The 26,744-nt window shown below is 70.6% G+C and carries 23 protein-coding genes and 2 tRNA genes; 5 read left to right on the forward strand and 20 right to left on the reverse strand.

Annotated features, from left to right (window positions below; all coding sequences use genetic code 11):
- Positions 1–114 precede the first annotated feature (114 nt).
- The gene (gene leuS / locus ACTMTU_RS09115) at positions 115–2,967 is read right to left on the reverse strand and encodes a leucine--tRNA ligase (RefSeq protein ID WP_441262963.1); all 2,853 of its coding nucleotides are present in this window, start codon (positions 2,965–2,967) and stop codon (positions 115–117) included.
- A 430-nt stretch (positions 2,968–3,397) separates the two neighbouring features.
- Here leuS and ACTMTU_RS09120 point away from each other — a divergent pair, with 430 nt between their 5' ends.
- Together ACTMTU_RS09120 and ACTMTU_RS09125 are read left to right on the forward strand one after the other, a co-directional pair.
- Positions 3,398–4,996: a hypothetical protein gene (locus ACTMTU_RS09120; RefSeq protein ID WP_441262964.1), complete on the forward strand. Its 1,599-nt coding sequence runs from the start codon at positions 3,398–3,400 to the stop codon at positions 4,994–4,996.
- Positions 4,993–6,588, forward strand: coding sequence for a ferredoxin (locus ACTMTU_RS09125; RefSeq protein WP_441262965.1), 1,596 nt, complete (start codon positions 4,993–4,995; stop codon positions 6,586–6,588). The genes ACTMTU_RS09120 and ACTMTU_RS09125 overlap by 4 nt, the downstream gene beginning before the upstream one ends.
- A gap of 64 nt (positions 6,589–6,652) precedes the next feature.
- Here the strand turns inward: ACTMTU_RS09125 and ACTMTU_RS09130 are convergent.
- From ACTMTU_RS09130 to ACTMTU_RS09170, 9 genes are all read right to left on the reverse strand, one after another.
- Positions 6,653–6,725: transfer RNA gene (locus ACTMTU_RS09130), tRNA-Ala, on the reverse strand.
- Between the two features lie 195 nt (positions 6,726–6,920).
- Positions 6,921–7,154 (reverse strand): hypothetical protein, encoded by a 234-nt coding sequence (locus ACTMTU_RS09135; RefSeq protein ID WP_005317760.1) that lies wholly within the window; start codon positions 7,152–7,154, stop codon positions 6,921–6,923.
- 3 nt (positions 7,155–7,157) lie between these two features.
- Positions 7,158–7,331: a hypothetical protein gene (locus ACTMTU_RS09140; protein WP_441262966.1), complete on the reverse strand. Its 174-nt coding sequence runs from the start codon at positions 7,329–7,331 to the stop codon at positions 7,158–7,160.
- A gap of 173 nt (positions 7,332–7,504) precedes the next feature.
- Positions 7,505–7,577, reverse strand: a tRNA-Ala gene (locus tag ACTMTU_RS09145).
- A 115-nt stretch (positions 7,578–7,692) separates the two neighbouring features.
- On the reverse strand, positions 7,693–8,376 hold the full coding sequence (locus ACTMTU_RS09150; protein WP_441263169.1) for a histidine phosphatase family protein: 684 nt from the start codon (positions 8,374–8,376) through the stop codon (positions 7,693–7,695).
- Positions 8,373–8,807, reverse strand: coding sequence for a ribosome silencing factor (gene rsfS / locus ACTMTU_RS09155; RefSeq protein WP_189467936.1), 435 nt, complete (start codon positions 8,805–8,807; stop codon positions 8,373–8,375). The genes ACTMTU_RS09150 and rsfS overlap by 4 nt, the downstream gene beginning before the upstream one ends.
- 95 nt (positions 8,808–8,902) lie before the next feature.
- A complete protein-coding gene (locus tag ACTMTU_RS09160; RefSeq protein ID WP_441262967.1) occupies positions 8,903–10,750 on the reverse strand; it encodes an LCP family protein in 1,848 nt (615 codons plus the stop codon).
- Between the two features lie 19 nt (positions 10,751–10,769).
- The gene (gene nadD, locus ACTMTU_RS09165) at positions 10,770–11,405 is read right to left on the reverse strand and encodes a nicotinate-nucleotide adenylyltransferase (RefSeq protein WP_441262968.1); all 636 of its coding nucleotides are present in this window, start codon (positions 11,403–11,405) and stop codon (positions 10,770–10,772) included.
- Between the two features lie 38 nt (positions 11,406–11,443).
- On the reverse strand, positions 11,444–11,656 hold the full coding sequence (locus ACTMTU_RS09170) for a hypothetical protein (protein ID WP_005317744.1): 213 nt from the start codon (positions 11,654–11,656) through the stop codon (positions 11,444–11,446).
- Positions 11,657–11,828: 172 nt separating this feature from the next.
- Here ACTMTU_RS09170 and ACTMTU_RS09175 point away from each other — a divergent pair, with 172 nt between their 5' ends.
- Entirely contained in the window at positions 11,829–12,953 is a 1,125-nt protein-coding gene (locus tag ACTMTU_RS09175) for a M48 family metallopeptidase (protein ID WP_441262969.1), read from the forward strand.
- Here ACTMTU_RS09175 and ACTMTU_RS09180 read toward each other — a convergent pair.
- The 5 genes from ACTMTU_RS09180 to proB all read right to left on the reverse strand — a co-directional run bounded on the left by ACTMTU_RS09180 (position 12,938) and on the right by proB (position 18,246).
- The gene (locus ACTMTU_RS09180) at positions 12,938–14,014 is read right to left on the reverse strand and encodes an SCO2583 family membrane protein (protein WP_441262970.1); all 1,077 of its coding nucleotides are present in this window, start codon (positions 14,012–14,014) and stop codon (positions 12,938–12,940) included. The two genes, ACTMTU_RS09175 and ACTMTU_RS09180, sit on opposite strands and share 16 nt — an antisense overlap.
- A 203-nt stretch (positions 14,015–14,217) precedes the next feature.
- On the reverse strand, positions 14,218–14,847 hold the full coding sequence (locus ACTMTU_RS09185; RefSeq protein ID WP_441262971.1) for an SCO2584 family spore wall biosynthesis protein: 630 nt from the start codon (positions 14,845–14,847) through the stop codon (positions 14,218–14,220).
- 91 nt (positions 14,848–14,938) lie between these two features.
- Positions 14,939–16,231, reverse strand: coding sequence for a glutamate-5-semialdehyde dehydrogenase (locus ACTMTU_RS09190; RefSeq protein WP_441262972.1), 1,293 nt, complete (start codon positions 16,229–16,231; stop codon positions 14,939–14,941).
- Positions 16,232–16,408: 177 nt separating this feature from the next.
- Complete coding sequence (locus ACTMTU_RS09195) at positions 16,409–17,008, reverse strand: hypothetical protein (RefSeq protein ID WP_441262973.1); 600 nt, start codon at positions 17,006–17,008, stop codon at positions 16,409–16,411.
- Between the two features lie 131 nt (positions 17,009–17,139).
- Positions 17,140–18,246, reverse strand: coding sequence for a glutamate 5-kinase (gene proB / locus ACTMTU_RS09200; RefSeq protein WP_441262974.1), 1,107 nt, complete (start codon positions 18,244–18,246; stop codon positions 17,140–17,142).
- 408 nt (positions 18,247–18,654) lie between these two features.
- Between proB and ACTMTU_RS09205 the strand changes: the two genes are divergently transcribed.
- On the forward strand, positions 18,655–20,814 hold the full coding sequence (locus tag ACTMTU_RS09205; protein WP_441262975.1) for a glycosyltransferase family 2 protein: 2,160 nt from the start codon (positions 18,655–18,657) through the stop codon (positions 20,812–20,814).
- Between the two features lie 64 nt (positions 20,815–20,878).
- Complete coding sequence (gene rfbC, locus ACTMTU_RS09210) at positions 20,879–21,478, forward strand: dTDP-4-dehydrorhamnose 3,5-epimerase (RefSeq protein ID WP_441262976.1); 600 nt, start codon at positions 20,879–20,881, stop codon at positions 21,476–21,478.
- A 66-nt stretch (positions 21,479–21,544) separates the two neighbouring features.
- Here rfbC and ACTMTU_RS09215 read toward each other — a convergent pair whose 3' ends face one another.
- The 5 genes from ACTMTU_RS09215 to ACTMTU_RS09235 all read right to left on the reverse strand — a co-directional run bounded on the left by ACTMTU_RS09215 (position 21,545) and on the right by ACTMTU_RS09235 (position 26,674).
- Positions 21,545–22,339 (reverse strand): class I SAM-dependent methyltransferase, encoded by a 795-nt coding sequence (locus ACTMTU_RS09215; RefSeq protein WP_441262977.1) that lies wholly within the window; start codon positions 22,337–22,339, stop codon positions 21,545–21,547.
- Between the two features lie 77 nt (positions 22,340–22,416).
- Entirely contained in the window at positions 22,417–23,313 is an 897-nt protein-coding gene (gene rfbD / locus ACTMTU_RS09220; protein ID WP_441262978.1) for a dTDP-4-dehydrorhamnose reductase, read from the reverse strand.
- A complete protein-coding gene (gene rfbB / locus ACTMTU_RS09225; RefSeq protein ID WP_441262979.1) occupies positions 23,310–24,296 on the reverse strand; it encodes a dTDP-glucose 4,6-dehydratase in 987 nt (328 codons plus the stop codon). Before rfbB ends, rfbD begins: the two co-directional genes overlap by 4 nt.
- Positions 24,293–25,360 (reverse strand): glucose-1-phosphate thymidylyltransferase, encoded by a 1,068-nt coding sequence (locus ACTMTU_RS09230; protein ID WP_441262980.1) that lies wholly within the window; start codon positions 25,358–25,360, stop codon positions 24,293–24,295. Before ACTMTU_RS09230 ends, rfbB begins: the two co-directional genes overlap by 4 nt.
- Before the next feature lie 60 nt (positions 25,361–25,420).
- The gene (locus ACTMTU_RS09235; RefSeq protein WP_441262981.1) at positions 25,421–26,674 is read right to left on the reverse strand and encodes a glycosyltransferase family 2 protein; all 1,254 of its coding nucleotides are present in this window, start codon (positions 26,672–26,674) and stop codon (positions 25,421–25,423) included.
- Between the last annotated feature and the right edge of the window lie 70 nt (positions 26,675–26,744).

Here is a 26,744-nt window from a genome sequence, read left to right on the forward strand (position 1 = left end):
GCCGTAGGTTCCTTCGGAACCCCCAACCTGCCCGTAGGGGAAACCCCCGGCGGCCCGTCACCTGTCGCCCAGGGGCGATCCGCCCCTGTTACGCGGGCACGAACCCGCCCCTCGTCACGCGGGCACGATGTTGACCAGCTTCGGCGCCCGCACGATCACCTTGCGGATTCCTGCGCCGCCCAGGGCGCCGACGACCGCCGCGTCGCCCAGGGCCAGTGCCTCCAGCTCCTCGTCCGTGATGGACGGGGAGACCTCCAGGCGGGCCTTGACCTTGCCCTTGATCTGCACGACGCAGGTCACCGTCTCGTCCACGACGTACGCCGGGTCGGCGACCGGGAAGTCCTGGTGGACGACCGAGTCGGTGTGGCCCAGCCTGCGCCACAGCTCCTCCGCGATGTGCGGTGCCAGCGGCGCGATCAGCAGCACCAGGCGCTCCGCCACCGAGCGCGACACCGGGCCGCCCGTCTTCGTCAGGTGGTTGTTCAGCTCGGTGATCTTGGCGATGGCGGTGTTGAAACGCATCGCCGACATGTCCTGGGAGACTCCGTCGACGGCCTTGTGCAGGGCGCGCAGCGTCGCCTCGTCCGGCTCGCCCTCGACGACGGTGACCTCGCCGGTCGCCTCGTCGACGACGTTGCGCCACAGCCGCTGCAGCAGCCGGTACTGTCCGACGACGGCGCGGGTGTCCCACGGCCGGGAGACGTCCAGGGGGCCCATCGCCATTTCGTACAGGCGCAGCGTGTCGGCACCGTACTCGGCGCAGATCTCGTCCGGAGTGACGGCGTTCTTCAGGGACTTGCCCATCTTGCCCAGCTCGCGCTTGACCGGCCGGCCCTCGTGGAAGAACTTCCCGTCGCGCTCCTCGACCTCGGTGGCCGTCACCGGGAAGCCGCGCTCGTCACGGTAGACGTACGCCTGGATCATGCCCTGGTTGTACAGCTTGTGGAACGGCTCGACCGAGGAGACGTGCCCCAGGTCGAAGAGCACCTTGGACCAGAAGCGCGCGTACAGCAGGTGCAGCACGGCGTGCTCCGCGCCGCCGACGTACAGGTCGACACCGCCGTGCGGCTGTCCCTCGCGGGGCCCCATCCAGTACTGCTCGATGTCGGGCGCGACCAGCTGCTCACTGTTGTGCGGGTCCAGGTAGCGCAGCTCGTACCAGCACGAACCCGCCCAGTTGGGCATGGTGTTGGTCTCGCGGCGGTAGCGCTTGGGTCCGTCGCCCAGGTCCAGCTCGACGTCGACCCAGTCCTCGTTGCGGGACAGCGGCGTCTCGGGCTGGGTGTCCGCGTCGTCGGGGTCGAAGGTGCGCGGCGAGTAGTCGTCGACCTCCGGCAGTTCCAGGGGCAGCATCGACTCGGGCAGCGCGTGCGCGACGCCGTCCTCGTCGTAGACGATCGGGAAGGGTTCGCCCCAGTAGCGCTGCCGGCTGAACAGCCAGTCACGCAGCCGGAAGTTGACCGTGCCCTCGCCGATGCCCTTGTCGGTCAGCCAGGCCGTGATCTTCGCCTTGGCCTCCGCGACGTCCAGGCCGTTCAGGGAGATCTCGTCGTTGGCGGAGTTGATGGCGGGGCCCGCTCCGGTGAACGCCTCGCCCTCCCAGCCCTCCGGCGGCTGCACCGTGCGGACGATGGGCAGCCCGAAGGCCTCGGCGAACTCCCAGTCGCGCTCGTCCTGTCCGGGGACGGCCATGATGGCGCCGGTTCCGTAGCCCATCAGGACGTAGTCGGCGACGAAGACGGGGATCCGCTCTTCGGTGACCGGGTTCACGGCGTACGAGCCGGTGAACACACCGGTCTTGTCCTTGTGCTCGGTCTGGCGCTCGACGTCGCTCTTGGTCTGGGCCTGCTTGCGGTACGCGGCGACGGCCTCGGCAGGGGTCGCGGCGCCGCCGGTCCACTCTTCCTTGACGCCCTCCGGCCACTCGGCCGGGACGATGGAGTCGATCAGGCCGTGCTCGGGGGCCAGGACCATGTAGGTGGCGCCGAACAGGGTGTCGGGGCGGGTGGTGAAGACGGTGATCCGCGCAGCGTCGTGGCCGTCGACGGCGAAGTCGACGCGGGCGCCCTCGGAGCGGCCGATCCAGTTGCGCTGCTGCAGCTTGATGGCCTCGGGCCAGTCCAGCGCGTCCAGGTCGTTCAGCAGCCGGTCGGCGTAGGCGGTGATGCGCATGTTCCACTGGCGCAGCTTGGCCTTGAAGACGGGGAAGTTCCCGCGCTCGGAGCGGCCGTCGGCGGTGACCTCCTCGTTGGCCAGCACGGTGCCCAGGCCGGGGCACCAGTTGACCGGCGCGTCGGAGGCGTAGGCCAGGCGGTAGCCGCCCAGGACATCGGCGCGCTCCAGGGAGCTCAGCTCGCTCCATGCCCGGCCTCCGGGCACCTCACGGGCGCCGCTCTCGAACTGGGCCACCAGCTCGTCGATCGGGCGGGCCTTGTCGGCCTTCTCGTCGTACCAGGAGTTGAAGATCTGGACGAAGATCCACTGGGTCCACTTGTAGTAGTCCGGGTCGATCGTCGCGAAGGATCGGCGGTTGTCGTGACCCAGGCCCAGCCGGCGCAGCTGCGCCTTCATGTTCTCCATGTTCGCCTCGGTCGACACGCGCGGGTGCGTGCCGGTCTGCACGGCGTACTGCTCCGCCGGCAGGCCGAAGGCGTCGAAGCCCAGCGTGTGCAGGACGTTGTGCCCGGTCATGCGCTGGTGGCGGGCGTAGACGTCGGTGGCGATGTACCCCAGGGGGTGGCCGACGTGCAGCCCGGCACCCGACGGGTACGGGAACATGTCCATGACGAACTTCTTGGGCCTGGCCACCTGTGCGGGGTCGCCCGCCAGGTCCCCGCTCGGGTTGGGCGCCTGATAGGTGCCCTCCGCGTCCCAGAAGTCCTGCCAGCGTGCCTCGATGTCGGCCGCCATGGCAGCCGTATAACGATGCGGGGCTGCTGTCTCCGCAGCCGAGTTCATCTCGCTCATGATCCTTGAAGCTCCATCGATCGTCTCTGCCGACTGCCAGCCGATTCACGTACCAGGGGAAATGAAAAATCCCCTCGCACAGGAGGGGACGCCGCGCCGATTCCGACCGGATTTCTCATCCGTCGGGACTGATCAGCGCGGCTCGCTAAGCAGAAGGCGTACGGCACGCATGGCGTCAGGGTACCGCAGCAGGGGAACCGCCCGCATGAGTGTCCGTTCCGGGCCCCCGGGAGCAGTGAACGGCGGGTTCCGGCCGACTCCGGCGATCAAGGCGTCCGGGTTACTCCGCGTATCGACCCTATCCAGGGCAACCCCCGAGTCAGTTGTGCTCACTTCACCTCGATAAACCTTGAAACCTCGTACTGGTTGGTATGGGTCGACCTAGAGTGCGTCAACGGGACAGCTTTCCCGCACCATTCGGAGTCGCCCCATGAACCCTCGTCTCAAGATGCGTTTGTCGCCCGGTCCGGGCCGCGGACTCAGCCGCCAGGTGCAAGGCGGCATCTCCGCGGCCGCGTTGGTGCTCCTACCCCTGCTCGCCGTCGGAGGAAGCGACAGTTTCCGCGCCGCGCTCGACTTCACCACCGGGGTCCTCTCCCTGGTGTCCTTGACCGCCTCCGTCGCCTGGGGCCTCATCGCCACCGACCGTCTACTGCTCTCGCCCCGCCACCGGCTGCTCGCGCAGGGCATCCACCGGGCGACCGCCATCGCCTCGCTCGGGTTCCTGCTGCTGCACGCCACGGTGAAGGTGTCGCTGGGACATGTGTCGCTGCTCGGCGCGATGATCCCGTTCGGTCTGGGCGTCACCGGCACGGAGGCGCTCATCGGCTTCGGTTCGCTGGCCGGGTTCCTGATGGTGGTGGCCGGTACGACCGGCGCCCTCCGCAGTGCGCTGGCCGGCAACATCAAGGTCGCCGGCCGCTGGCGGCCGCTGCACATGCTGGCGTACCCGGCCTGGTGCTTCGCCCTGGTCCACGGCCTCTACGCCGGCCGGCCGGCCGCGACGTGGGTCGTGACCATGTACTGCCTGGCCCTCCTGGGAGTCGCCGCGGCGGTCTCCGTGCGCATGATGCCGCAGCCGGTCCAGCGCCGGATCGCCGCCAAGATCATGTCTCTGACCGGAGCCGGCGGGCCGGCCGCCGCGGACGAGCAGGCCCAGCGTGATCTCACCACGGCGCCGCTTCCGGGCGTGAGCGGGATGAACGGGACGGGCCGCCCGACCGTACCCGCAGGCATGGACCGCATGGACCGCGTGGACCGCATGACCGGCGCAATGAACGGCGTGCCGTCGCAGCGCCCGTACGAACAGGACTTCCAGCCGCCCCTCGGCCAGGCGCGCGCCCAGCCTCCGAGGCTCGCCGCCCCGTCGCCGCAGCTGTACGAGGCCCCACGCCCTTACGAGGAGGAGCCGGCGTTCGTGCCGGACAGCGGCGGGCCCACCGGCGGCCGCCGCACCGGCATGTCCGCCGCCTATCGCGCGGTCTCGCTCGCGGGCGAGCCGTCGGCCCCGCTCGCCGAGCGGGTACCGATGACGGAGGAGATACCCGTGGTGTCGGAGACGGGCCCGCGGACGGGCAGCTGGCCGACGCCCTCGCCGCCTCCCCCGGCGCAGTCGGTGCGGCCCGACCCGGCCCAGCCCCTCTACGACACCCCTCCCCCGCCGCTCTTCGACGCCGCGCCCTCGTACGACACGCCGCCGACGCCGTACGTCGCTGCCGCCCCCTTCGAAGCGCCCACCTCGTACGACACGGGCAGCGTCCCCTCGTACGACACCGGCGGCTTCTCCGCCGAGAACGCCGCGGGCGGCTACGCGCCGTCCGCCGCGTACGACACCACCGGCGGCTACCCGCCGCCGGCCTCCTACGACACACCCCTGACCGATCCCGCACCCGCAGCCCCGTACGGCGACCGGTCCGCGTACGACAACGGAAACGTCCCTGCGTACGACGAGACGGCGCCACTGCCCGGCCCCCTCTTCCCGCCCCCGGCCGGAGAGCCCTGGCACGCACCAGCAGGAGAACGACCGTGAACGCGCCCCTCCCCGACGTCCCGGAGGTCCGCGTCGTCGGCCTTCCCCAGCTGACGCAGGGTTTCGACCTCGTCGACCGCCTCGACCTGCCCATGCATCTGAAGGTGCACGGGCCGCTCGAGCCCGTGAGCGGCGAGCGCCTCGCGCAGCTGGCGGAGGACATATCCCTCACCGGTCGCGGCGGCGCGGGCTTCCCCTTCGGCAAGAAGCTGCGGGCCGTCGCCAAGTCCGCCATCCGGCGCGGCATACGGCCGGTGGTCGTCGTCAACGGCAGCGAGGGCGAGCCCGCCTGCCGCAAGGACACGGTGCTGCTCAACCGCGCGCCGCATCTCATCCTCGACGGCGCGCTGCTCGCCGCGGAGGCGCTCGGCGCCCGGACCCTCGTCGTCGCCGTCACCCGCAACTCGACCGAGATCTCCATGCGGGCCGCGCTCGCCGAACGCGGCCTCTCCGACCGTCGCGGCCAGGCCCTGCGCGCCCGCGTGGTGCGTACCCCGGAGCGCATGGTCTCCGGTGAGGCGTCCTCCGTCATCCGGGCCGTCAACGGCGGCCCCGCTCTGCCGCCGGGCCGGCGCGTGCGCGCCGCGGAGACGGGCGTCGGCGGCGCTCCCACGCTGCTGTCCAACGCGGAGACGTTCGCGCAGCTCGCCGTCGCCGCGCGGATCGGCGCCCGCCGCTACAGCCACACCGGCCTCGACTCCGAACCGGGCACGGTCATGCTCACGATCTCCGGAGCGGTGGCCCGGCCGATGGTCGTCGAGGTGCCGACAGGTGTGCCTCTGCGGTACGTGCTCCAGCTGGCGGGCGCCCCGCCGCAGCCTCAGGGCGTGCTGACGGGCGGCTACCACGGGAACTGGATCGACGCTGCCGCTGTCCACGAGGCCGTCGTGTCCAAGGAGTCGCTGGCGTCCGTGGGCGGCGCCCTCGGAGCGGGCGCGATCCTGCCGATCGGTCCGGAGACCTGCCCGCTGGGCGAGGCCCTGCGGGTGGCCAACTGGCTGGCCGCGGAGACCGCCGGCCAGTGCGGCCCCTGCAAGCTCGGGCTGCCCGCAGCTGCCGGCGGTCTGGCCGATGTGATGAACGGCGGTGGCCCGGCGGCGCTGGAGGCGCTGCGGGAGGTCACCCAGGCCGTCAAGGGCCGCGGCGCCTGCAAGCACCCCGACGGTTCGGCACGGTTCTTCGCCTCGACGCTGTCCGCCTTCACGGACGACCTGGCGGCGCACGTCCTGCACGGCGGCTGCGGGCGCGACACCACGGGTGTGCTGCCCCTGCCCCTGCCGGGCTACGAGGAGGCCGAGGAGTCGATCCCCAGCGGTGAGAAGATCTTCGTCGACTGGACACTCTGTCAGGGCCACGGACTGTGCGCCGACATCATCCCGGAGCTGATCCGGCTCAACCCCGACGGATACCCGTCGGTGGCCGACGCGATGGTCCCCATGCACATGCGGGGCCGCGCTCAGCGGGCCGTGCGCCGCTGCCCCGCCCTCGCCATGCGGATCGAGCAGGTGCCTTCCTCGGGCCCGACTCCGCCGCCCGCGCGTCCGGCGCTCCCCAGCAGCAACCGCAAGGCCCTGGGCACCGGCCGCAGTTGACGACAGCGACGCACAACAGTGAAGCGGGCCACCCGATCCGGGTGGCCCGCTTCACTGTCTCTTGTGGAGCTAAGGAGAATTGAACTCCTGACCTCCTGCATGCCATGCAGGCGCTCTACCAACTGAGCTATAGCCCCTTGCTGTGTGCCGCCCCGCTCCCGGGTTTCCCCCGCGGCGGCGACGTAGAGAACATTAACGCCCCCGTCGCCGCATCTCCAAATCGTTTCCGGCCCCGCCCGTGATGCCCTGGTTCGCCCCGTTCACGAGCGGAGCGACAAAGGGGGCGGATCCGACATCCTGTCAGGCGTTGGGGCTGTCGGGCGCCGAGGCTGTCAGGCCGTCGCGAACGAATAGAAACGCTTGAGGGTGCAGTGCTCGTCCAGGAGCCGACCGTAGATCGGTTCACCTTCGAGCTCGCGGTAGGTCTCGATCGGGTCGCCTTTTATGATCAGCGCCCGCGCGCACTCCTCGCACCAGTACTGGAACTCGGGATTGACCGGATCCATGTCCCTGACGATCGGCGTACCGCTGCCGCACCAGTCGCATTTACGCCTGTGGGCACCCATCACTCAGCTCCAGCTGTGGCCGCAGGCCGTGCACACGAAGGAAACGCCGCCGTTGTCCCCGAGGACCTGGGCGACATGGACAGAACCACAGGAAGGACAGCTGAGGCGAGCACCGGCCTCCGCCGTGGCAAGCAGGTCATCGGCAGCCTCCCCGGCTTCCTCGCCGCTGGCGGACATCGTGCGCTCCCTCCCGTACCGCCGGTGTCCCCTCCGGCCGTCCGATTCTGCCACGGCCGCGCACGGTGGTCAGCGGCGTTCGCGTACGAGATCGGCCACGCACCGCGGGGAGGCGGTCATGACCGGACAAGAACGAAGAATCCCGCCCCCTGGAAGGGGACGGGATCCGATTGTGGAGCTAAGGAGAATTGAACTCCTGACCTCCTGCATGCCATGCAGGCGCTCTACCAACTGAGCTATAGCCCCGCGTGTTCTTCGCGCTCCGCGCTGCGAACAAGAAGAACTTTAGCCTGCGACCTGCCGGAAAGTGAAATCCGGGTCCGGGACCGCCGCCGGGCGGTGCGCGCCGGACCCGGCCCGCTCAGGTGTCGTCGCCGAGGACGGGCTCCGGCAGGGTGCCGGCGTTGTGCTCGAGCAGGCGCCAGCCCCGCGCGCCTTCGCCCAGCACCGACCAGCAGCAGTTCGTGAGCCCGCCGAGGCTCTCCCAATGCTGGGACTCGAGACCGAGCAGCCGGCCGATGGTCGTGCGGATCGTGCCGCCGTGACTGACGACGACGAGCGTGCCGTCGTCGGGGAGCTTCTCCGCGTGGTGGAGCACCACCGGAGCGGCCCGGTCGGCCACCTCGGTCTCCAGTTCCCCGCCGCCGCGCCGGACGGGCTCGCCGCGCTTCCAGGCCGCGTACTGGTCGCCGTAGCGCTCGATGATCTCCTCGTGGGTCAGACCCTGCCAGGCGCCCGCGTACGTCTCGCGCAGGGCGGCGTCGTAGGAGATGTCGATGCCGGTGACACCGGCCAGCTCGCCCGCCGTCGCCGCGGCCCGCTTCAGGTCGGAGGCGACGATCGCGTCGGGGTTCAGCGACGCGAGCAGCCGGGCGGCACGGCGCGCCTGGGCGACGCCGGCCTCGGTCAGCTCGATGTCAGTGGAGCCCTGGAAACGGCGCTCCAGGTTCCACGCGGTCTGGCCGTGACGCCACAGGACGATGCGCCGGCCGCGCGCCCGCCGGGTGCTCCCGGCGCCGCCGCCGCTGCTGCTGTTGCCGTTCAGCGCTGCTCCCCTTCCGTGTCACCGCCGGTGAGCTCGGCGTGCTCCTTGGCCTTGCCGCGAGTCTTCCTGGCGTCCTCCGGGAGCGTGAGCTCGGGGCAGTCCTTCCAGAGCCGCTCGAGGGCGTAGAAGACCCGCTCCTCGGTGTGCTGGACGTGCACCACGATGTCGACGTAGTCGAGCAGGATCCAGCGGGCGTCGCGGTCGCCCTCGCGGCGCACCGGCTTGGCGCCGAGCTGCTTGTTCAGCCGCTCCTCGATCTCGTCGACGATCGACTTGACCTGGCGGTCGTTGGGCGCGGAGGCGAGGAGGAAGGCATCGGTGATGGAGAGCACATCGCTGACGTCGTACGCGATGATGTCGTGCGCGAGCCGGTCGGCCGCCGCCTGGGCGGCGGCGTTGACGAGCTCGATGGAGCGATCCGTGGCGGTCACAGGCAGGCTTTCGTCGGCGGTCAGGAACCCTTCAAGGGTCTCACGGACCGCCGACACCCCACGCAGCGATGTTCAGGCCCCCCGCGTCGCCCCTGTCACTCCGGCTCCTCGGTCGAGAAATCGGGGCCGAGGACGACCGAGACGTCGGCGTTGGTGGCGGTCTTGCCCTTCTTCACCGCACCGGCCGGCAGACCGAGCGTCTTGGCGACCTCTTCCGCCTTCGCCTTCTGCGCGTCGTCGCCGTAGGTGACCTGCGACGCGTCGACCGTGTCCGCCTTGCCTCCGTCGATGACGTTGTAGCCGCCGTTGATGAGGATGACCCGGGCCTGCTCCGTGGCATCGGCCTTCCCGCTGCCGTTCTTGATCCCCACACGGAGGGTGTCGCCCGGCTCCGGAGCGCTGACCGAGCCGCCGAGGACGTCCTTGACGACGCTGCTCGCGGCCTCGTCGCTGAGCGTGCCGTCCTCCTGGACGGGGAGCAGCGCGGTCTTGTAGTCGCCGCCCTTCGCGTGCTCGGCGAGCTTGGCGAGGGACGTCCCGAGGTCCCGCTCGTTGAGGGACGGGTCGAGGATCTGCGCCAGCGTCTCCACGATGACCGTGGCCGACTTCGGGTCGTCCGGGAGCTTCTTGAGCACCGCCTGCATGACCTGGCCGAAGCGCAGCAGCTGCTTCTCCTCGGCCTCCCCGGGGCCCACGTGGGTGGCGTACGCCACGGCCGCCCGCCCGTTGAGTGTCTGGTTCTCGCCCTTCTTCACCAGCGGCTCGTCGCCCTTCGCCGCCCCGGGGACCTCGGTGTCGGTCGTCAGGTCGATCGTGCCGACCAGCTCGACGAGGTTCTCCAGGTACGGGGTGTCGAGGCGCCAGGTGCCGGAGACCTTGGCGCCCAGCAGGGTGCCGATCGCCTCACGGGTACCGGCGGCCCCGTCGTCCTCGACGGACTTGCCGAGGGTGGTGGCCGTGCCGTCGTCGTTCGCCACGGAGAGGTTGTCGGGAAGCAGGACGGTGGTGCCCTGACCGGTGGTGGCGTTGTCGACGAGGAGGGCGGTGGACGTGCCCTTCTTCTTGGTGTTGTGCAGGTGCACCACGATGACGTCGCGCTTCTGCGGGCCGGCGGCCGCCTCGCTCTTCGTGCCGGAGCCGGACAGGCCGGGGAGCTTGCCCGCGTACCAGAGGTAGCCGACGCCGCCGACGAGCACGAGGGCCAGCGTGACCAGGAGCGCGACGACGCGGTTGCGGCCCCGGCGTTTGGCCTCCTCGCGCCGCTCCGAGCGGCTCTCGGTGAACTTCAGCCAGTCGATGACGTCTTCGGAGTCCTCGTCGGGCTCCTCGATGAACGAGAACTGCTCGGTCTGGTACGGACGCTCCGCCCCGTCCGCCGGACGGCGCTGCTCCGGCACCCCGGCCGATTCCCGGGCCACGGGAGCGGGACGCTGCTGCTCCTGATGCTGAGGGGCCTGCTGCTGTGGGACCTGCTGCCGTGGGACCTGCTGCTGCTGTGGAGTCTGCTGCTGCGGGAACCACTGCGCCGTGGTGTCGACGGCGGGCTGGGTGCCGGTGTCGTAGCGGTAACCGTCCTGGCCGGACGCGTAAGGGTCGTAGCCCTGGTCCTGCCCCGCCGGCGCCTGCGGGGCGTACGGGTCGTATCCGTAGCCCTGGGACGTCCCGGGCCGGCCGTAGTCCTGGCCGGTGCCGCCGTAGCCGCCGCCTGCGCCGCCGTATCCCTGCTCGGGGGCGTAGCCCTGCGCCGAGCCGTAGTCCTGCGTGGAACCGTAGGCCCCGGGGCCCGGGCGGTTCTGCCCGTCCTGCTGCCCAGAGTGGCCGCCCTGCTGCTGTGCGTAGGGGTCGTACTGCTGGGGCTGCTGATAGACCGGCTGTCCGTACTCGTCGTAGCCGATGATCTGCGGCTGGTGGTACGGGTCGTAAGGATTCTGCTGGTCGTTCAACGGTGCCCCTCTCCGCGGCTCATTCGCCGCGGTACAACTGGCGCTTGTCGATGTAGCGCACCACACCGTCCGGCACCAGGTACCAGACCGGGTCCCCCTGGGCGACTCTCTCCCTGCAGTCGGTCGACGAGATGGCCAGCGCCGGAACCTCCACCAGGGAGACTCCGCCCTCGGGCAGGCCGTCGTCGGTCAGATCATGGCCCGGCCGGGTCACTCCGATGAAGTGGGCGAGCGAGAAGAGTTCCTCGGCGTTCCGCCAGCCGAGGATCTGGGAGAGCGCGTCGGCACCCGTGATGAAGAACAGGTCCGAGTCCTCGTTGAGGGAGCGCAGGTCCCGCAGCGTGTCGATGGTGTACGTCGGGCCGCCGCGGTCGATGTCGATACGGCTCACCGAGAACTGCGGGTTGGACGCCGTGGCGATGACCGTCATCAGATAGCGGTCCTCGGCCGGCGACACGTTCTTGTGGCTCTTCTGCCACGGCTGCCCGGTCGGCACGAACACCACCTCGTCGAGGTGGAAGAGGGCGGCCACCTCGCTGGCGGCCACCAGGTGTCCATGGTGGATCGGGTCGAACGTCCCGCCCATCACGCCGAGTCGGCGTCTGCCCGGACCGGAGCCGGCGCCGGAGCCCGCGGCCACTATCTGCTCTCCCATGCGTGCAGAGCCTACTGGCACCGGCCGCCGGCCAGGGATCAGCGGTCGCGGTTGAAGCGGGTGGTGATCCACAGCAGCAGCATCAGGGCTACGAAGGCGCCGATGCCGGTCACGTACGGGCTGAGGCTTTCGTGGTTGCCGCCGTGCTCGGCGCCCTCGGCGAGCGTGACCAGGTTGGCGGCGGTGCCGGTGAGGCTCATCTTCAACAGGACCAATCGATCGGGAGTGGGAGTCGGAGACTTCGCGGACATCGTATGCGGGCCTCCCGGGCACGCTCACGCCGACTCAGTCGTTGTGCCCACCGCAGACGCCGTCACAGGGGTTCCCGGGAGTTGTCCACAGGCCCCGCCGTGCCGCGGCCCCAGCCCCTAGGCTGAGGTCCGTCAGGGGGACGAGCGAGGACTCGCACCAACAGGGGGCACCATGACCAACAGCCACGAGCAGGTACCGAGCAGGCAGCGCAAGCGCTTCCCGGAGATCTCCTCACGGGCGTACGAACACCCCGCGGACCGCTCGGCGCTCGTCGCGCTGCGCAAGCTCAGCGGCTTCGACACCGTTTTCAAGGCGCTCAGCGCGCTCCTTCCCGAGCGCAGTCTGAGGCTGCTCTTCCTCTCCGACTCGGTGCGGGTGAGCGACGCCCAGTTCGCGCATCTCAACGACATGCTGCGCGACGCCTGCTACATCCTGGACCTGAAGAAGGTCCCCGCGATGTACGTGACGCAGGACCCGCGTCCCAACGCCATGTGCATCGGCCTGGACGAGCCCATCATCGTCCTGACCACCGGGCTCGTGGAGCTGCTCGACGAGGAGGAGATGCGGGCGGTCGTCGGCCACGAGGTCGGCCACGCCCTCTCCGGGCACTCCGTCTACCGCACGGTCCTCCTCTTCCTCACCGGCCTGGCCCTGAAGGTCGCCTGGATCCCGCTCGGCAATGTGGCGATCATGGCGATAGTCACGGCGCTGCGCGAGTGGTTCCGTAAGTCGGAGCTGTCGGCCGACCGCGCGGGCCTGCTCGTGGGCCAGGACCTCCAGGCGTCGATGCGCGGCCTGATGAAGATCGCCGGCGGTAATCATCTGCACGAGATGAACGTGGACGCGTTCCTGCAGCAGGCGGAGGAGTACGAGTCCGCGGGCGACCTGCGCGACTCGGTCCTCAAGATCCTCAATGTGCTCCCCCGGTCGCACCCGTTCACCACGGTGCGCGCCGCCGAGCTGAAGAAGTGGGCGGAGAGCCGCGACTACCAGCGGATCATGGACGGCCACTACCCCCGCCGCACCGAGGACAAGGACGCCTCGGTCACCGACTCCTTCCGCGAGTCCGCCTCGCACTACGCCGACACGGTGCGCACCAGCAAGGACCCGCTGATGAAGCTGGTCGGCGACATAGCGGGCGGGGCGGGCGACCTCGGCGGCAAGCTGCGGGACAAGTTCATGGGCAACGGCGGCACGGCCGGCGAGACGGCCGGCGGCAGCAACGGCACCGGTCCGGCCGGCGACAGCAACGGCACCGGTCCGGCGGGCGGCGGCAGCGCTCAGGGCGACGGCTGAGCCTCCGGGGCGAGGGACCCGCAGAGCGCCACGGTGGCCCGGCCCGTCGCGTACGGGTCGGTGCCGGCCGGGCCGTCGGAATCCGCCCGCTGTCCGGACAGCAGCGGATGCAGCGCTCCCGACACGTCGGACGAGCAGGCCTGCGGCCCGGCCTGGAGGTTGCTGACCCGCACCTCCAGGCGACGGTGCGCGAGGTCGTCCCGGTCGAAGCGGAAGTGGAGCTCGCGGCGGACCGTGAAGAGCGAGGCCTCGTCCATGCCCGGACCGCTGACGGCCGCCCGGCGCAGCGCGTAGACGAAGGTGTGGTCGGAGACGATCTCCAGGGCGCCGCTCCCCGCCTCCGTGACGGTGAGCGTGCCCCGCACCCGCACGTCCGGATCTGCCAGCGCGACCTTCGCGGGGTCGAAGCGGACCAGCCAGCCGGTGGTGGCGTGCCGGCCGTCGGCGGCCGGTGAGGCGACGCTCCGGTCGAACTGCGCCATCTGGTCCGGGTGGAGCAGGGTACGCACGGGCTGGACGGCGTCACCGGTGAGCACGTCGGGGTCGAGCGACGACGTCACCAGGTAGTCCTTGGCGGTCGCCAGCGCGGTCATCACCTGCGTCTCCGAGAAGTGCTCGGTCCGGCGCATGGGCGGCATGGTGATGCCCGCGGCTCCGGTGCGGAACTGATCGGCCTGGCTGCTCGCGAAGAGCTCGGCGGGCGAGCCGCCCGGCACCGGGCCCTGCGGGGCCAGTGGGACGACGGTGACGCGCAACGGCTCGGCCTCCCGGGCCTGGGGAGGCTGGTAGGGGTGCCGGACACCCAGGTAGATCGCGGTGCCGAAGGCGATGACGACGAGGAGGACCAGCAGCAGGATCTGGCCTGGGACCCGTCCGGCGTTCCACGTGGGGAGGCTGCGCACGGCCGGAGCGTCCCCGCCCATCCGCTCCACCGCGGAGAATTCCTGGACGCGGGCAGCACGGATGAACGATTCGTCGAAGACGACCGATCCGTACTCGTCATCTCCACCGCCGGGGAGCCCCTCGGGAGTCCCCTCGGGCGGGTCTCCACGCCCAGCCATACTTTCAGGGTAGGTCTGGCGGGCACGCGGTAAACGCCCTGGTACACCCCAAGTTCTGACGCATTCTCACCAAGTTGCGCACGGTGTGCCCGGGGAGTATCCGCGGCGTTTCCCCGGCCGGCTCGAGAGCCTCAGGGAGCGCGCGGGCCTCAGCAAACGCGCGTGCCTCACGGAGCGCGAGGACCTCAGGGAGTGCGAGGACCTCAGTGGGCCGGTGGCACGGTGGAGACCCGCGGGCCGGAGCGTTCGAGCGGCGTCGCGACGGGACCGTTGCCACGCCCGCTGACCGTGGCTCCCGTCGGGGGCGCGTCCACGCCCGTCCGCACGGGCTGCGGCACCGGATCCTGCCGGTTGCCGTTCGAGGCTCCGCGGTACACGGCGGTGAAGGCGAGGGCGACCATCCCGATGCCCATCAGCAGGGCCAGCAGCCAGGCCACGGGCCGGTGCCAGCGCGCGGTGCCGCGATAGGGACGCAGAGCACCGCCGTGACGCCCGTAGGGGCCGGCCCAGTCACCGTCGGGGCCGGTGTCCTCGTCGTCCTCGTCGTCGTGGTCGTGACCGCGGCGCCGGTGGCCGGGTGCGTGAGTGCCGCCGTAGAGGTCGTCGTCGGGAGAGTGTCCTCGATGGCCGGACCGGGCGCCGTCCGCCTCTGCGCGTGCCTCCGCGGCTGCCAGCAGCCGCTCCACCGCGGTCGGTTCGTGGATCTTGGCGGCCCGTACGAAGTCCTCGTCGAACACCACGGTGGCGAAGTCCTCGTCCGCGCCCCCGCGGTCGACAGAGTCCTCAGGGTCCTCGCCGTCCTGAAACGGCTTGCCCCCCACGTCGTCCGGCACGTCTCTCAGAGTAGACCGGGGGGCCCGGTTTGGGCAGGGAGAGCGCAAACTCTCCCCGCCCGGGTGATCCGACGGACCACCCCGCTGACGGTCATCGTGTGTGGCCGTCGCCCGTCACGATGTACTTCGTCGAGGTCAGCTCGGGCAGCCCCATCGGACCGCGCGCGTGCAGCTTCTGCGTCGAGATGCCGATCTCGGCGCCGAATCCGAACTGACCACCGTCGGTGAAACGGGTGGACGCGTTCACCGCGACCGTCGTGGAGTCCACCAACTGGGTGAATCGCCGCGCCGCGGCCTGCGAGGTGGTGACGATCGCCTCGGTGTGACCGGACGACCAGAGACGGATGTGGGCGACGGCCGACTCCAGCGACTCGACGACGGCGGCGGCGATGTCGTAGGAGAGGTACTCCGTCTCCCAGTCCTCCGTCGTCGCGGGCACGATCGTGGCCTTGGTGGCGTCCGCGTACTCGATGACGCGTTCGTCGCCGTGCACGGTCACCCCCGCGTCCGCGAGCGCGTCCAGGGCGCGCGGCAGGAAGGCGGCCGCGATGTCCTTGTGGACGAGGAGGGTCTCCGCGGCGTTGCAGACGCTCGGCCGCTGCGCCTTGGAGTTGATCAGGATCTCGACGGCCATGTCGATGTCGGTCTCGGCGTCCACGTACACGTGGCAGTTCCCGGTGCCCGTCTCGATGACGGGGACGATGGACTCTTCGACGACCGTGCGGATCAGCGAGGCGCCGCCCCGGGGGATCAGCACGTCGACCATGCCGCGTGCCCGCATCAGTTCGCGTACGGAGTCCCGGCTCTCGCCGGGCACGAGCTGTACGGCGTCGGCCGGCAGACCGGAACCGCCGACCGCGTCCCGCAGCACCCGCACCAGGGCGGTGTTGGAGGAGTACGCGGAGGACGAGCCGCGCAGCAGCACCGCGTTGCCCGACTTCAGGCACAGCGCGGCGGCGTCCACGGTGACGTTCGGCCGGGCCTCGTAGATGATGCCGACGACGCCGAGCGGCACCCGCACCTGGCGCAGGTCGATGCCGTTGGGCAGGGTCGAGCCGCGCACCACCTCGCCGACGGGGTCGGGAAGAGCGGCCACGTCACGCACGTCTGCGGCGATGGCACGGACACGCTCGGGAGTGAGCGTGAGCCGGTCGATGACCGTCTCGCTGGTCCCCGCCTCACGGGCGCGGGCGACGTCCTCGGCGTTGGCCTCGACGATCTCGCTCGTACGGACCTCCAGGGCGTCGGCCATCGCCAGCAGCGCGTCGTCCTTGGCCGATCGCGGCAGGGGTGCGAGGTCGGCGGCCGCTGCGCGGGCCCGGTAGGCCACCTGGGCGACCGGGGACATGTTGTCGTAGGGCGAAACCGAAGAGAGCGACGTCATACAGGAAGCGTAATGCGCCGCCCGTGGGCGGCCCTCCCGTATCCCGCAGTCCGAGACGGACCGCCTCGCGCCGCGTGCCTCGGCCGCCTCACGCGCCGCCCTTCCCCAGGAGGGACGCACTCCCACCCGCACGCGCCCTGCGCCCCACGGAGGGGCGCACCCCCACCCGCACTGCCTTCAGAAGGGATGCACGCCCACCCGCGCGGCCGGCGGCGGACCGTAGCCCTCCGCGACGCGCTGGTGATAGGTCTGCCGGTCGATGACCTCGAGGCCGACGATCTCCCACGGCGGCAGGTTGGCCGTGGAACGGTGCTCGCCCCAGAGCCGCAGGGCGACCGCGGCCGCGTCGTGCAGGTCGCGCGCCTCCTCCCAGTAGCGGATCTCCGCGTGGTCGTTGGCGTACCGGCTGGTGAGCAGGAAGGGGTGGTCGTGGGCCAGCTGTTCGAGGCCGCGGCGGACCTCCTTGAGCGGCGCCTCCCGGCCGGAGACGCTGAGCGTGATGTGCCACAGGCGGGACAGCACACGCTCCTCGTCGGCGGCACCCGGCCGTGTTCCCGCCTCCACGGTGCCGGTTCCGGTCCCCTGGTCCTGGATCTTCAGCCGGTCCCTCCGGGCGTCTTTGTCGGTCCGCGCTTCGCCGCGCGCGTCACCGTGCCCGTCGCCGAAGTCCGCGCCCGCTCCGACGCTGGTCAGCGCCCGCTCCTCGCCGACCGACCGGCGGACGCCCGGCAGCTTCCCGTTCCCTCGGGGCGCATCCTCTGGGCGCGCTCGTCTCACCGGCGGCCTCCCTGTTGCTGCGTCGTCGTGCCGAACCCCGCGTTCCCCCGCAACAAAGTTGACCAGCCCACGGCGGGGCGTGGGGCGGTTTTGGTAAAGGTCTCTGCCAGACGGCGGGACTTTCCGCCTTTTCACGTCTGAAGGACGACCAGATCGTCCCTGTGTACGACTTCCCGCTCGTACTCCGGACCGAGCTCCTTCCCCAGTTCCCTGGTGGAGCGCCCGGCCATCCGGGGGATCTCCTTGGCGTCGAAGTTGACCAGCCCCCGTGCGACCGGCCGGCCGGCGGCGTCGCGCAGCTCCACCGGGTCCCCGGCGCTGAACTCGCCGTCCACGGCGGCGATCCCGGCGGGCAGCAGCGACTTCCTGTTGTCGACGACGGCCCGTACGGCACCGTCGTCGAGGGTGAGGGAGCCCTGCGGCGTGGAGGCGTGCGCCAACCACAGCAACCGGTCGGCGGAGCGGCGTCCGGTGGCGTGGAAGTACGTCCCGGTGTCACGGCCCGCGAGTGCGTCGGCGGCGCGGCTCGCGGAGGTGAGGACCACCGGCACGCCGGCGGCCGCCGCGATCCGGGACGCCTCGACCTTCGTGACCATGCCGCCGGTGCCGACGCCCGCCTTGCCCGCGCTGCCGATCTGCACGTGGGCGATGTCCTCGGGGCCGTGCACCTCCTCGATGCGGCTGGTGTCGGGACGGGCCGGGTCCCCGTCGTACAGGCCGTCGACGTCGGAGAGCAGGACCAGCAGGTCCGCCCGTACGAGGTGGGCGACGAGCGCGGCGAGCCGGTCGTTGTCGCCGAAGCGGATCTCGTCGGTGGCGACGGTGTCGTTCTCGTTGACGACCGGGACCGCGCCCATGGCGAGGAGCTGGTCCAGGGTCCGGTAGGCGTTGCGGTAGTGGGCGCGGCGGCTGGTGTCGTCGCTGGTCAGGAGTACCTGGCCGACGCGGACGCCGTAGCGGGCGAAGGACGCGGTGTAGCGGGCGACGAGCAGGCCCTGGCCGACGCTCGCGGCGGCCTGCTGGCGGGCCAGGTCCTTGGGCCGGCGGGTGAGCCCGAGCGGCGCGAGACCCGCGGCGATGGCGCCGGAGGAGACGAGCACTATCTCCTTCTCGCCGCCGCTGCGGACCTTGGCGAGCACGTCCACCAGGGCGTCCACCCGGTCCGCGTCGAGCCCGCCGGCGGCGGTGGTGAGGGAGGAGGAGCCGACCTTGACGACGACCCGGCGGGCGGCGGTCACATGCGCCCTCGCCCGGCCCGTGTCCGCCGGTGCGGCGGAGGCCGGTGGCTGCCCCGCGGGGACCCCTGCCCCATGCCCTGCCGTCCGCTGTTCCGGGCTCTGTCCGCTAACGCCGTGCCTCGCCTCTGTCACAAGGCCGAATGTATGCCAGCGCCCCTGTCGGGTGCGCGGGCATTCCGCTCGCTGGACAGCAGCATCCGGCCGGCGGGCACCTGTCCCCTTCACCCGCGTCGCGCGGTGCCACGCCGCAGCGGCCCGGCGGGCGGAGCGAGTTGACCGCGCCGATGGTTGTTCGATCCGGCCAACCGCTAGGGTGGCCGGTGGGCGGTGGCCCGCGCCGTTCCGGCGCATGCCTGTCTCCGGCCCGCCACCTTCGACTCCGGTTCCCACAACAGACGGGGCGCAGCTGTGTCGGTCAAAGTGAGTGTCGTCATCCCGGTGTACAACCCGGGGAAGTACATCGACCCGTGCATCGATTCCCTGGTCCGCCAGACCCTGTCGACCGAGGAGTTCGAGGTCCTGTTCGTCGACGACGGCTCCACCGACGACACGCCGGAGCGGCTCGACAAGCTGGCGGCCGAGCATCCCCACTTCCGGGTGATCCACATTCCGAATTCCGGCTGGCCGGGCAAGCCGAGGAACGTCGGGGTCGCCGAAGCGCGAGGTGAATACGTCCAGTTCCTCGACCAGGACGACCACCTGGGCACGGACGCGCTGCGCCGCCTCTACGACATGGGGCACAGGAACGGCTCCGACATCGTCATCGGCAAGGTGGCCAGCAACTTCCGCGGCGTGCCGCACGGCGTCTTCCGTACGAACCGCGAGAAGTGCACGCTGCGCGACGCGCCGCTGTTCGACAGCCTCACCCCGCACAAGATGTTCCGCACCGCGTTCCTGCGCGAGCACGGCATCGCCTACCCCGAGGGCAAGCGCCGCCTCGAGGACCAGCTGTACATGATGCGGGCGTACTTCCCCGCCAAGGTCGTCTCGATCCTCGGCACGTACACCTGCTACCACTACTCGAAGCGGGACGACGGCAAGAACGCCGGGTCGGCGAAGCTCGTCCCCGAGGGCTACTACGGCAACCTCCGTGAGGTCCTCGACGTCGTCGTCGCCAACACCGAGCCGGGTCCGCTGCGGGACCGGGTGCTGCGCCGCTTCTACCGGGTGGAGATGCTGGGCCGCCTCAGCGAGCCGGCCGTGCTCAAATACGACGACGCCTACCTGCGGGAGATGGTCGACGCGGTACGGCCGCTCGCACTGGAGTACATGGACGACTCCGTGCACGACGGCCTCGGTCCGATGCTGCGGATGCGCTCCACCCTGCTGCGCGAGAACAACGCGGAGGGGCTGGTGCGGCTCGCCCGGCTCGGTGCGTCCGTCAAGGGCTCCGCCCGGCTGGAGAACGTGCGGTGGGAGACCGACGGCCGGATCACCGTGACCATGGCCGGACGGCTGGTCCACGGCGAGCAGCGTCTGCCGCTGAAGCTTCTGAGCCGTGACGACCGGCTCTATGTGCACCCCGACATCACCTCCGGGTTCCTCCCCGAGGGCGCGCTCCTCGACATCACCGACGATCTCGCCGGCTTCCAGGCCGAGCTGTCGCTGCGTGACCGCGAGAAGGCGGTGGAGTGGCTGTGCCCGACCACGCTGGAGACCCGCGTCGAGATGCTCGACGACGAGGACGACGAGACCACGGAGCCCGTCGACGGGCCCGACAAAGCGGGCCGGACCTGCGAGGTCGTGCTCCGGGGCACCGGCGTGCTGGCGCCCCAGGGCAGCCGCAAGGGCCGGGGCAACCTGCCCCGGGGCTTCTGGGACGCCTGGGTGAGCGTGCGCGGCCTCGGTCTCGTGCGCAAGACGCGGCTGGGCGCCGAGCGTGCGGAGCATGTCGACGACCAGTGCGTCCCGGCACTGCTGTCCTCGCCCGCCCGCCCCGTGATCCCGTACTTCACCAACCCGCACGGCAACCTCACCCTCGATGTCTCCCGTCGCGGCAAGAAGCTGGTCCCCTATCTGGAGGGCCGCCCCGTGCTCTGCATGCCGGGGCGTTCGCCGCAGCTGCGGCTCGACCTGGTCACGACGGCCTCGACCGCTCACTCGGCGGTGCAGCTCGTGCTGAGCAAGCCGCCGGCCACGCCCGCCCCTGTCACCGCCGAGGCGGCGGAGACGGGAACGGAGGAGCGGGAGACCTCTGAGGCACCGGACGCCGCGGTCGTCCACGCGTTCCCGTCCACACTGCGCCCGGTGCACGGTCGCGCCCATCTGCCGGTGCCCCGCCGGATCGAGGGGGCGCCGGAGGGCACCTGGCAGCTCGGGGTGCGGCTCGACGGCGAGAAGGGCCGTGCGCTGGCGCTGTGTACGGTGGACGTCGATGCCGCCGGCCGTCTCCGGCTGGACGGCAGTCTCCCCGCACCGGACCCCGCCCTGCTGCGGAAGCTGACGGTGCAGCGCCGCCGGTCGGCATTGCGAGAGGCGGTACGCACCGTGGCCGGCCCCGTCGTGCGACGGCTGCCGTCCTCCGGGCGCAAGAAGGTGCGCCGGATCGCGGCCCGGCTGCTGGGATGACCGGCCGACCCGCGGGCCCGGCATCGGCCACCTGACCGCAACACCGGAACGAGGACAGGATCACATGCGGCAGCTCTCCATCACCGGCGCCTGGGTGCACGAGCCGAAGATCTTCCCGGACAGCCGCGGGAGCTTCCACGAGTGGTTCAAGGAAGGCGACTTCACGAAGGCCGCCGGCCACGGTCTGCGGCTCGCCCAGGCCAACTGCTCGGTCTCCAGCCGCGGCACGCTCCGCGGCGTCCACTTCGCCGACGTTCCGCCGAGCCAGGCGAAGTACGTCAAGTGCGTGCGGGGCGCCGTCCTGGACGTCGTGGTCGACATCCGGGTCGGCTCACCGACGTTCGGGCAGTGGGAGGCGGTCCGTCTCGACGACGTCGACCACCGCAGCGTCTATCTTTCGGAGGGCCTGGGGCACGCGTTCATGGCCCTGACGGACGACGCCACGGTCGTCTACCTCTGCTCCGAGGGCTACGCACCCGAACGTGAGCACGGCATCGACCCCCTCGACCCCGGTCTGGGCATCGACTGGCCGCGGGACATCACCCCGGTGCTCTCCGACAAGGACGCCGCGGCACCGTCGCTGGCCGAGGCGGAGCGCCAGGGCCTGCTGCCACGGTACGAGGAGTGCCGCGCCTACTACGACGAGCTGGCCGCCCGCGGCTGAGCCGCACAGGGCACGCAGGCGAGCGCCCCGGGTCCGGCGGACCCGGGGCGTGAGGGGGAACGGGGCTCAGCCCGTGAGCCTCTCGATGCTCCTGCGCACCGGCGCGAAGGCCGAGCGCGGCCGCCGCAGCGTGCGTGCCTTGATCAGGGACGGCCAGAAGTCGGCACCGAGCAGCGCCTCCGGCTGGACGGCGTTCTTGCGGACGAGGATCTCTTCGGGGACGTCCTGCGGGTCGGGCACGACGTACTCTTCGATGATCTTGTCGTACGCGTTCTTGAGGACGGTGCTCTCCGGGTCGGCCCCGAAGATCGCCACGACTCCGGTGGGCGCGGTGTCGACCTCGACGACGACCAGGTCGGGGCGGTACTTCCGCAGGACCTGGGCGACCTTGTAGACGTCGCCGGCCCAGAACTTGGTGTGCCGGTCGCGCGCGGCCTCGTCGACGTTCCTCGGGAGCATGTCGTCGAGCACGATCACGCTGGACCAGCGAGAATGCCGCTCGACGTTCATGAAGTCGCGGAGCGCGTACTCGAAGAGGTGCATTCCGTCGATGAACGAAAGCTCGAGTTTCGGCTCTCCGCCGAGCACATTCAGCGGGTCCTTGCGGGCCAGGGCGCGGAAGGGATTGCGGCCGTTGCGCAGATGCACCAACGGGTCCTTGCGCGCGAAGAAGTCGTCACTGGTGGCCCTGACGAGGTGGACATCGCAACTGATGCTCGTCACGACACGGAACGCGGGGTCGATCGCGACGGAAGGGACCCGGGAGAGTGCCAGACTACGTCCGTCGTTGACCCCGATTTCGAGATAGTTGCGGGGTTTGTACGTGCGGTGCAGTTGGCGCAGAAAACCGTGGCGATCCACCGATCGAACCCTTCGCTGGGAATCAAATTGATTGATTCCCAGCGAAGTTAGCGTGTACGCGGCCCGGACGTAAATGTCTACCGGCCAGTAGCACCCGTTCCGCGCTCTGCGTCCACCAGTGCGGGGAACGCTTCTGCGAGCGCCCCGCGCCAGTCGCGAACAGGTTCGATGCCGGTTCCCCGCCAGCCTTCGTGCCCGAGGACGCTGTACGAGGGACGGGGCGCCGGACGCGCGAAGGCGGCGCTGTCCGTCGGCCGTACCCGGTCCGGGTCCGCGCCCAGCAGCCGGAAGATCTCCCTGGTGAAGCCGTACCAGGTGGTCTCGCCCCGGCTGGTGCCGTGGTGGACGCCCGCGGGGACGGTCCCGGCCGCCGCCGCCTGCCCGAGTCGCACGAGCAGACCGGCGAGGTCGGCGCTCCACGTGGGCTGGCCGCGCTGGTCGTCGACGACGTCGAGGGTGTCCCTGGCCGCCTCCAGCCGGATCATGGTGCGGACGAAGTTGGGGCCGCCCGCGCCGTAGAGCCAGGCCGTACGGACCACATGACCGGTCTCCGGCAGCAGCTCGAGCACCGCCCGCTCCCCCGCCAGCTTGGTGCGCCCGTAGGCGCTGCGCGGCGCGGTGGGGGCGCCCTCGGCGTAGGGCACGGTGGCGTCACCCGCGAAGACGTAGTCGGTGGAGATGTGCAGCAGGACGGCGCCGCTCTCCTTGCAGGCCTCCGCCACGTTCCTCGCGCCGGTGCCGTTGACGGCCAGGGCGGCGGCCTCCCGCTCCTCCGCGCCGTCGACGTCCGTCCACGCGGCGCAGTTCACCACGACGGCGGGGCAGTGGGCCGCCAGGCAGGAGCGCACGGCGTCGGGGTCGGTGATGTCCAGGTCCGCGCGGGTGACGGCGACGGCGGGGACGCCCTCCGCGGCCAGCCGGGCGACGACGTCCCGGCCGAGCATGCCGCCGGCGCCGGTGACCAGCCAGCTCACAGCGCCGCACGCTCCTTCAGGGGCTCCCACCAGGCGCGGTTGTCGCGGTACCACTGGACGGTCTCCGCGAGCCCGGTGGCGAAGTCCTTGCGCGGCTCGTAGCCGAGTTCCGCGCGGATCTTGGTGCAGTCGACCGAGTAGCGGCGGTCGTGGCCCTTGCGGTCGGTGACGTACTCGACGCTGGTGTCCCAGTCGGCGCCGCAGGCCTCCAGCAGCAGGCCGGTGAGCTCCTTGTTGGACAGTTCGGTGCCGCCTCCGATGTTGTAGACCTCGCCGGAGCGGCCCTTGGTGCGGACGAGTTCGATGCCCTGGACGTGGTCGTCGATGTGCAGCCAGTCCCGGACGTTGCCGCCGTCGCCGTAGAGCGGGACCTTCCCGCCGTCCAGCAGGTTGGTGATGAACAGCGGAATGACCTTCTCGGGGAAGTGGTGATGCCCGTAGTTGTTGGAGCAGCGGGTCACCCGGACGTCCAGACCGTGGGTGCGGTGGTACGACAGCGCGATCAGGTCGCTGGACGCCTTGGCCGACGAGTACGGCGAGTTGGGCTCGAGCGGGTGCGTCTCCGGCCAGGAGCCCTCGTCGATCGAACCGTAGACCTCGTCCGTGGAGATGTGGACGAACCGGTCGACGCCGGCCCGGTGGGCGGCGTCGACCAGCGTGTGGGTACCGAGCACGTTGGTGCGCACGAACTCCGCACCGCCGTCGATGGAGCGGTCCACGTGCGACTCGGCGGCGAAGTGGACCACCTGGTCGTGCTCCGCCATGAGTTTGCCGACGAGTTCGGCGTCGCAGATGTCACCCTGCACGAAGGCGAAGCCGGGGTGGCCGCGGACCTCGTCGAGGTTGGCCGGGTTGCCCGCGTAGGTGAGCTTGTCGAGCACGGTGACCGCCACGTCGCCCGGCCCGTCGGGGCCGAGCAGTGTGCGGACGTAGTGGGAACCGATGAAACCGGCGCCACCGGTCACCAGGATCTTCGTTTTCATGAGGAGATCTGTACCTTGCTGTGGTCGCCGAGCACGAGTCGGTGGGAGGACGGGTTACGGGGAGAAGGCGTGACCTCGACGTCCCGGCCGATCAGTGAGGCCTCCACACGCCGCACACCGGTGATGGAGGCGCCGCGCAGGACGATGGAGTACTCGATCTCGCTGTCCTGGATCAGGCACCCTTCCGAGACCGAGGTGAAGGGGCCGACGTACGAGTCGCTGATCACCGTGTCACCGCCGATGATCGCGGGGCCCACGATGCGGCTGTTGGTGATCCGTGCCCCCTTCTCGATCCGGACCCGGCCGATGATCTCGCTGCTCGGGTCGACCTCGCCGTCGTTGCTCGGCTCCACGGTCTCCAGCACGGAGCGGTTGACCTCGAGCATGTCGGTGACGTTGCCGGTGTCCTTCCAGTAGCCGGCGATGGTCGTCGAGCGCACGTCGCGGCGCTGGTCGATCAGCCACTGGATGGCGTGGGTGATCTCCAACTCGCCTCGCCAGGAAGGCTCGATGGACCGCACGGCCTCGTGCACGGCGGGGGTGAAGAGGTAGACGCCGACGAGGGCGAGGTCGCTCTTGGGCTCCTTCGGCTTCTCCTCCAGGCCCACGACCCGGCCGTCCCCGTCGAGTTCGGCGACGCCGAAGGACGTCGGGTCGGGCACCTTGGTCAGCAGGATCTGCGCGTCCGGGCGTTCCGTACGGAATTCGTCGACGAGGCCGGTGATGCCGCCGACGATGAAGTTGTCACCGAGGTACATCACGAAGTCGTCCTCGCCGAGGAAATCCCGCGAAATGGCGACGGCGTGCGCCAGGCCGAGCGGCTTCTCCTGCGGAATGTATGTGATTTTCACACCGAATCGGGACCCGTCCCCGACGGCTTCCCTGATCTCGTCGGCGGTGTCGCCGACGATCACACCCACCTCGGTGATCCCCGCTTCCGCGATCGCCTCGAGGCCGTAGAAGAGCACCGGTTTGTTCGCGACGGGAACCAGTTGTTTGGCCGAGGTGTGCGTGATGGGACGCAGGCGGGTGCCCGCCCCTCCGGAGAGAACGAGTGCCTTCACGATTCATGTCCTCGAGTCGAGTGATGTTCCACGAGCGGATACCGCTCAGCTCTTTCGACTTTACCCACGGTTCCCCTGCACAGACCCTGTGTTCCGATTCCGGGCGGTGCGGACGAGCCGCCGGACCCGTCTGCGCACCCCGCGCACCACCCGCCGGACGGTGAGGGCCTGCGCCTCCGGCGGCAGGACCCGGCAGCTGCCGGCCCAGTCGGGGACGCTGACGGCGTACAGCCGGTCGGGCAGGCCCGCCGCGGGGTCCCGGAAGTGCGGATGGGCGAGATACACACGGGCCCGGCGTCCCGTACGGGGCTCACGGACCACCTCGGGGACCGACTTGGCGGCGGTGAACTCCACCATGTCCTTCAGCAGGTCGAGCCGGCCCCTTGCGACGCACTCCAGCACCAGCCGCTCCCCCACTCTCACGCGGCTCGCGACGCCTTCGTTCCAGTACCCGGTCATGGCGGCCGCCAGCCGCAGCTTGTCGCGCTGCTCGGACTCCGGCTGCCGCAGGAAACCGGGACCGAACTGCTGGAGCAGCCCCACGGTGAACGGCCTGACCATCAGCACATCGCGGCGCGGCCCCGGCGGCTCCAGGCGGGCGATCACCCGGGTCAGACCGGTCAGCGCCTCGAAGCGGTCGCCGTAGGTACCGCGCCGGGTGGCGTGCTTGCCGTCCTCGCGGCCGACCAGGTAGTAGCAGTCGTAGTCGGCCACCACGGAGACGCCGTTGCCGGCGAGATACGCCTCCATGGTGAACAGCGAGTCCTCACCCGTCGGAAGGCTCTCGTCGAACGTGAGGCCGAGGCGGCACAGCATCTCCCGCCGGAACAGCTTCTGCGCGCTGAGCGCGTAGATGATGCGTGACGAGTACACATCGGCGCGCTCGACGGTCTCGTGGAACATCGAGCCGGGAACGCCGCGGCCCCGGCCGGCCATCCTGCCGAGCACCACGTCCGTCCCGGCACGGTCCGCCATGGCGACCATCCGCTCCAGCGCCTCGTCGCCGAGGAAGTCGTCGGCGTCGAGGAAGAAGACATAGCGGCCCCGCGCCAGGGAGAGACCGACGTTGCGCGGGCCGCTCGGCCCGCCGGAGTTGGCCTGCCGGACCAGCGTGGTGCGCACCTTGCTGCGAGCGGCGAACTCCTCCAGGTACTCGCCCGTGCCGTCCGTCGAACCGTCGTCGACCGCGACGATCTCGATGCGGTCGGCGCCCATGGTCTGCGACTCCACCGACTCCAGACAGCGGATCAGGTACGGCATGGCTTCATAGGCGCCGACGACAACCGTGACGTCGGGCACGAGACTGTCATTCATGGACATACAGACAACCCGAACCGGGCAAAGGTTGCGGTGAACGACCCTCCGGTCAAATGTGCATATTCGC

The organism is Streptomyces sp. OZ13 (genome assembly GCF_052068155.1).
In the GTDB taxonomy this organism is placed as follows: Bacteria; Actinomycetota; Actinomycetes; order Streptomycetales; family Streptomycetaceae; genus Streptomyces.

Coding starts and splice junctions, on each gene's coding strand:
- ACTMTU_RS09175 (WP_441262969.1), top strand. CDS start 11,829: ATGACCAACAGCCACGAGCAGGTACCGAGCAGGCAGCGCAAGCGCTTC.
- rfbC (WP_441262976.1), top strand. CDS start 20,879: ATGCGGCAGCTCTCCATCACCGGCGCCTGGGTGCACGAGCCGAAGATC.
- ACTMTU_RS09180 (WP_441262970.1), bottom strand. CDS start 14,014: ATGGCTGGGCGTGGAGACCCGCCCGAGGGGACTCCCGAGGGGCTCCCC.
- nadD (WP_441262968.1), bottom strand. CDS start 11,405: ATGGGAGAGCAGATAGTGGCCGCGGGCTCCGGCGCCGGCTCCGGTCCG.
- ACTMTU_RS09170 (WP_005317744.1), bottom strand. CDS start 11,656: ATGTCCGCGAAGTCTCCGACTCCCACTCCCGATCGATTGGTCCTGTTG.
- ACTMTU_RS09135 (WP_005317760.1), bottom strand. CDS start 7,154: ATGGGTGCCCACAGGCGTAAATGCGACTGGTGCGGCAGCGGTACGCCG.
- rfbB (WP_441262979.1), bottom strand. CDS start 24,296: ATGAAAACGAAGATCCTGGTGACCGGTGGCGCCGGTTTCATCGGTTCC.
- ACTMTU_RS09140 (WP_441262966.1), bottom strand. CDS start 7,331: ATGTCCGCCAGCGGCGAGGAAGCCGGGGAGGCTGCCGATGACCTGCTT.
- leuS (WP_441262963.1), bottom strand. CDS start 2,967: ATGAGCGAGATGAACTCGGCTGCGGAGACAGCAGCCCCGCATCGTTAT.
- ACTMTU_RS09235 (WP_441262981.1), bottom strand. CDS start 26,674: ATGAATGACAGTCTCGTGCCCGACGTCACGGTTGTCGTCGGCGCCTAT.
- ACTMTU_RS09120 (WP_441262964.1), top strand. CDS start 3,398: ATGAACCCTCGTCTCAAGATGCGTTTGTCGCCCGGTCCGGGCCGCGGA.
- ACTMTU_RS09190 (WP_441262972.1), bottom strand. CDS start 16,231: ATGACGTCGCTCTCTTCGGTTTCGCCCTACGACAACATGTCCCCGGTC.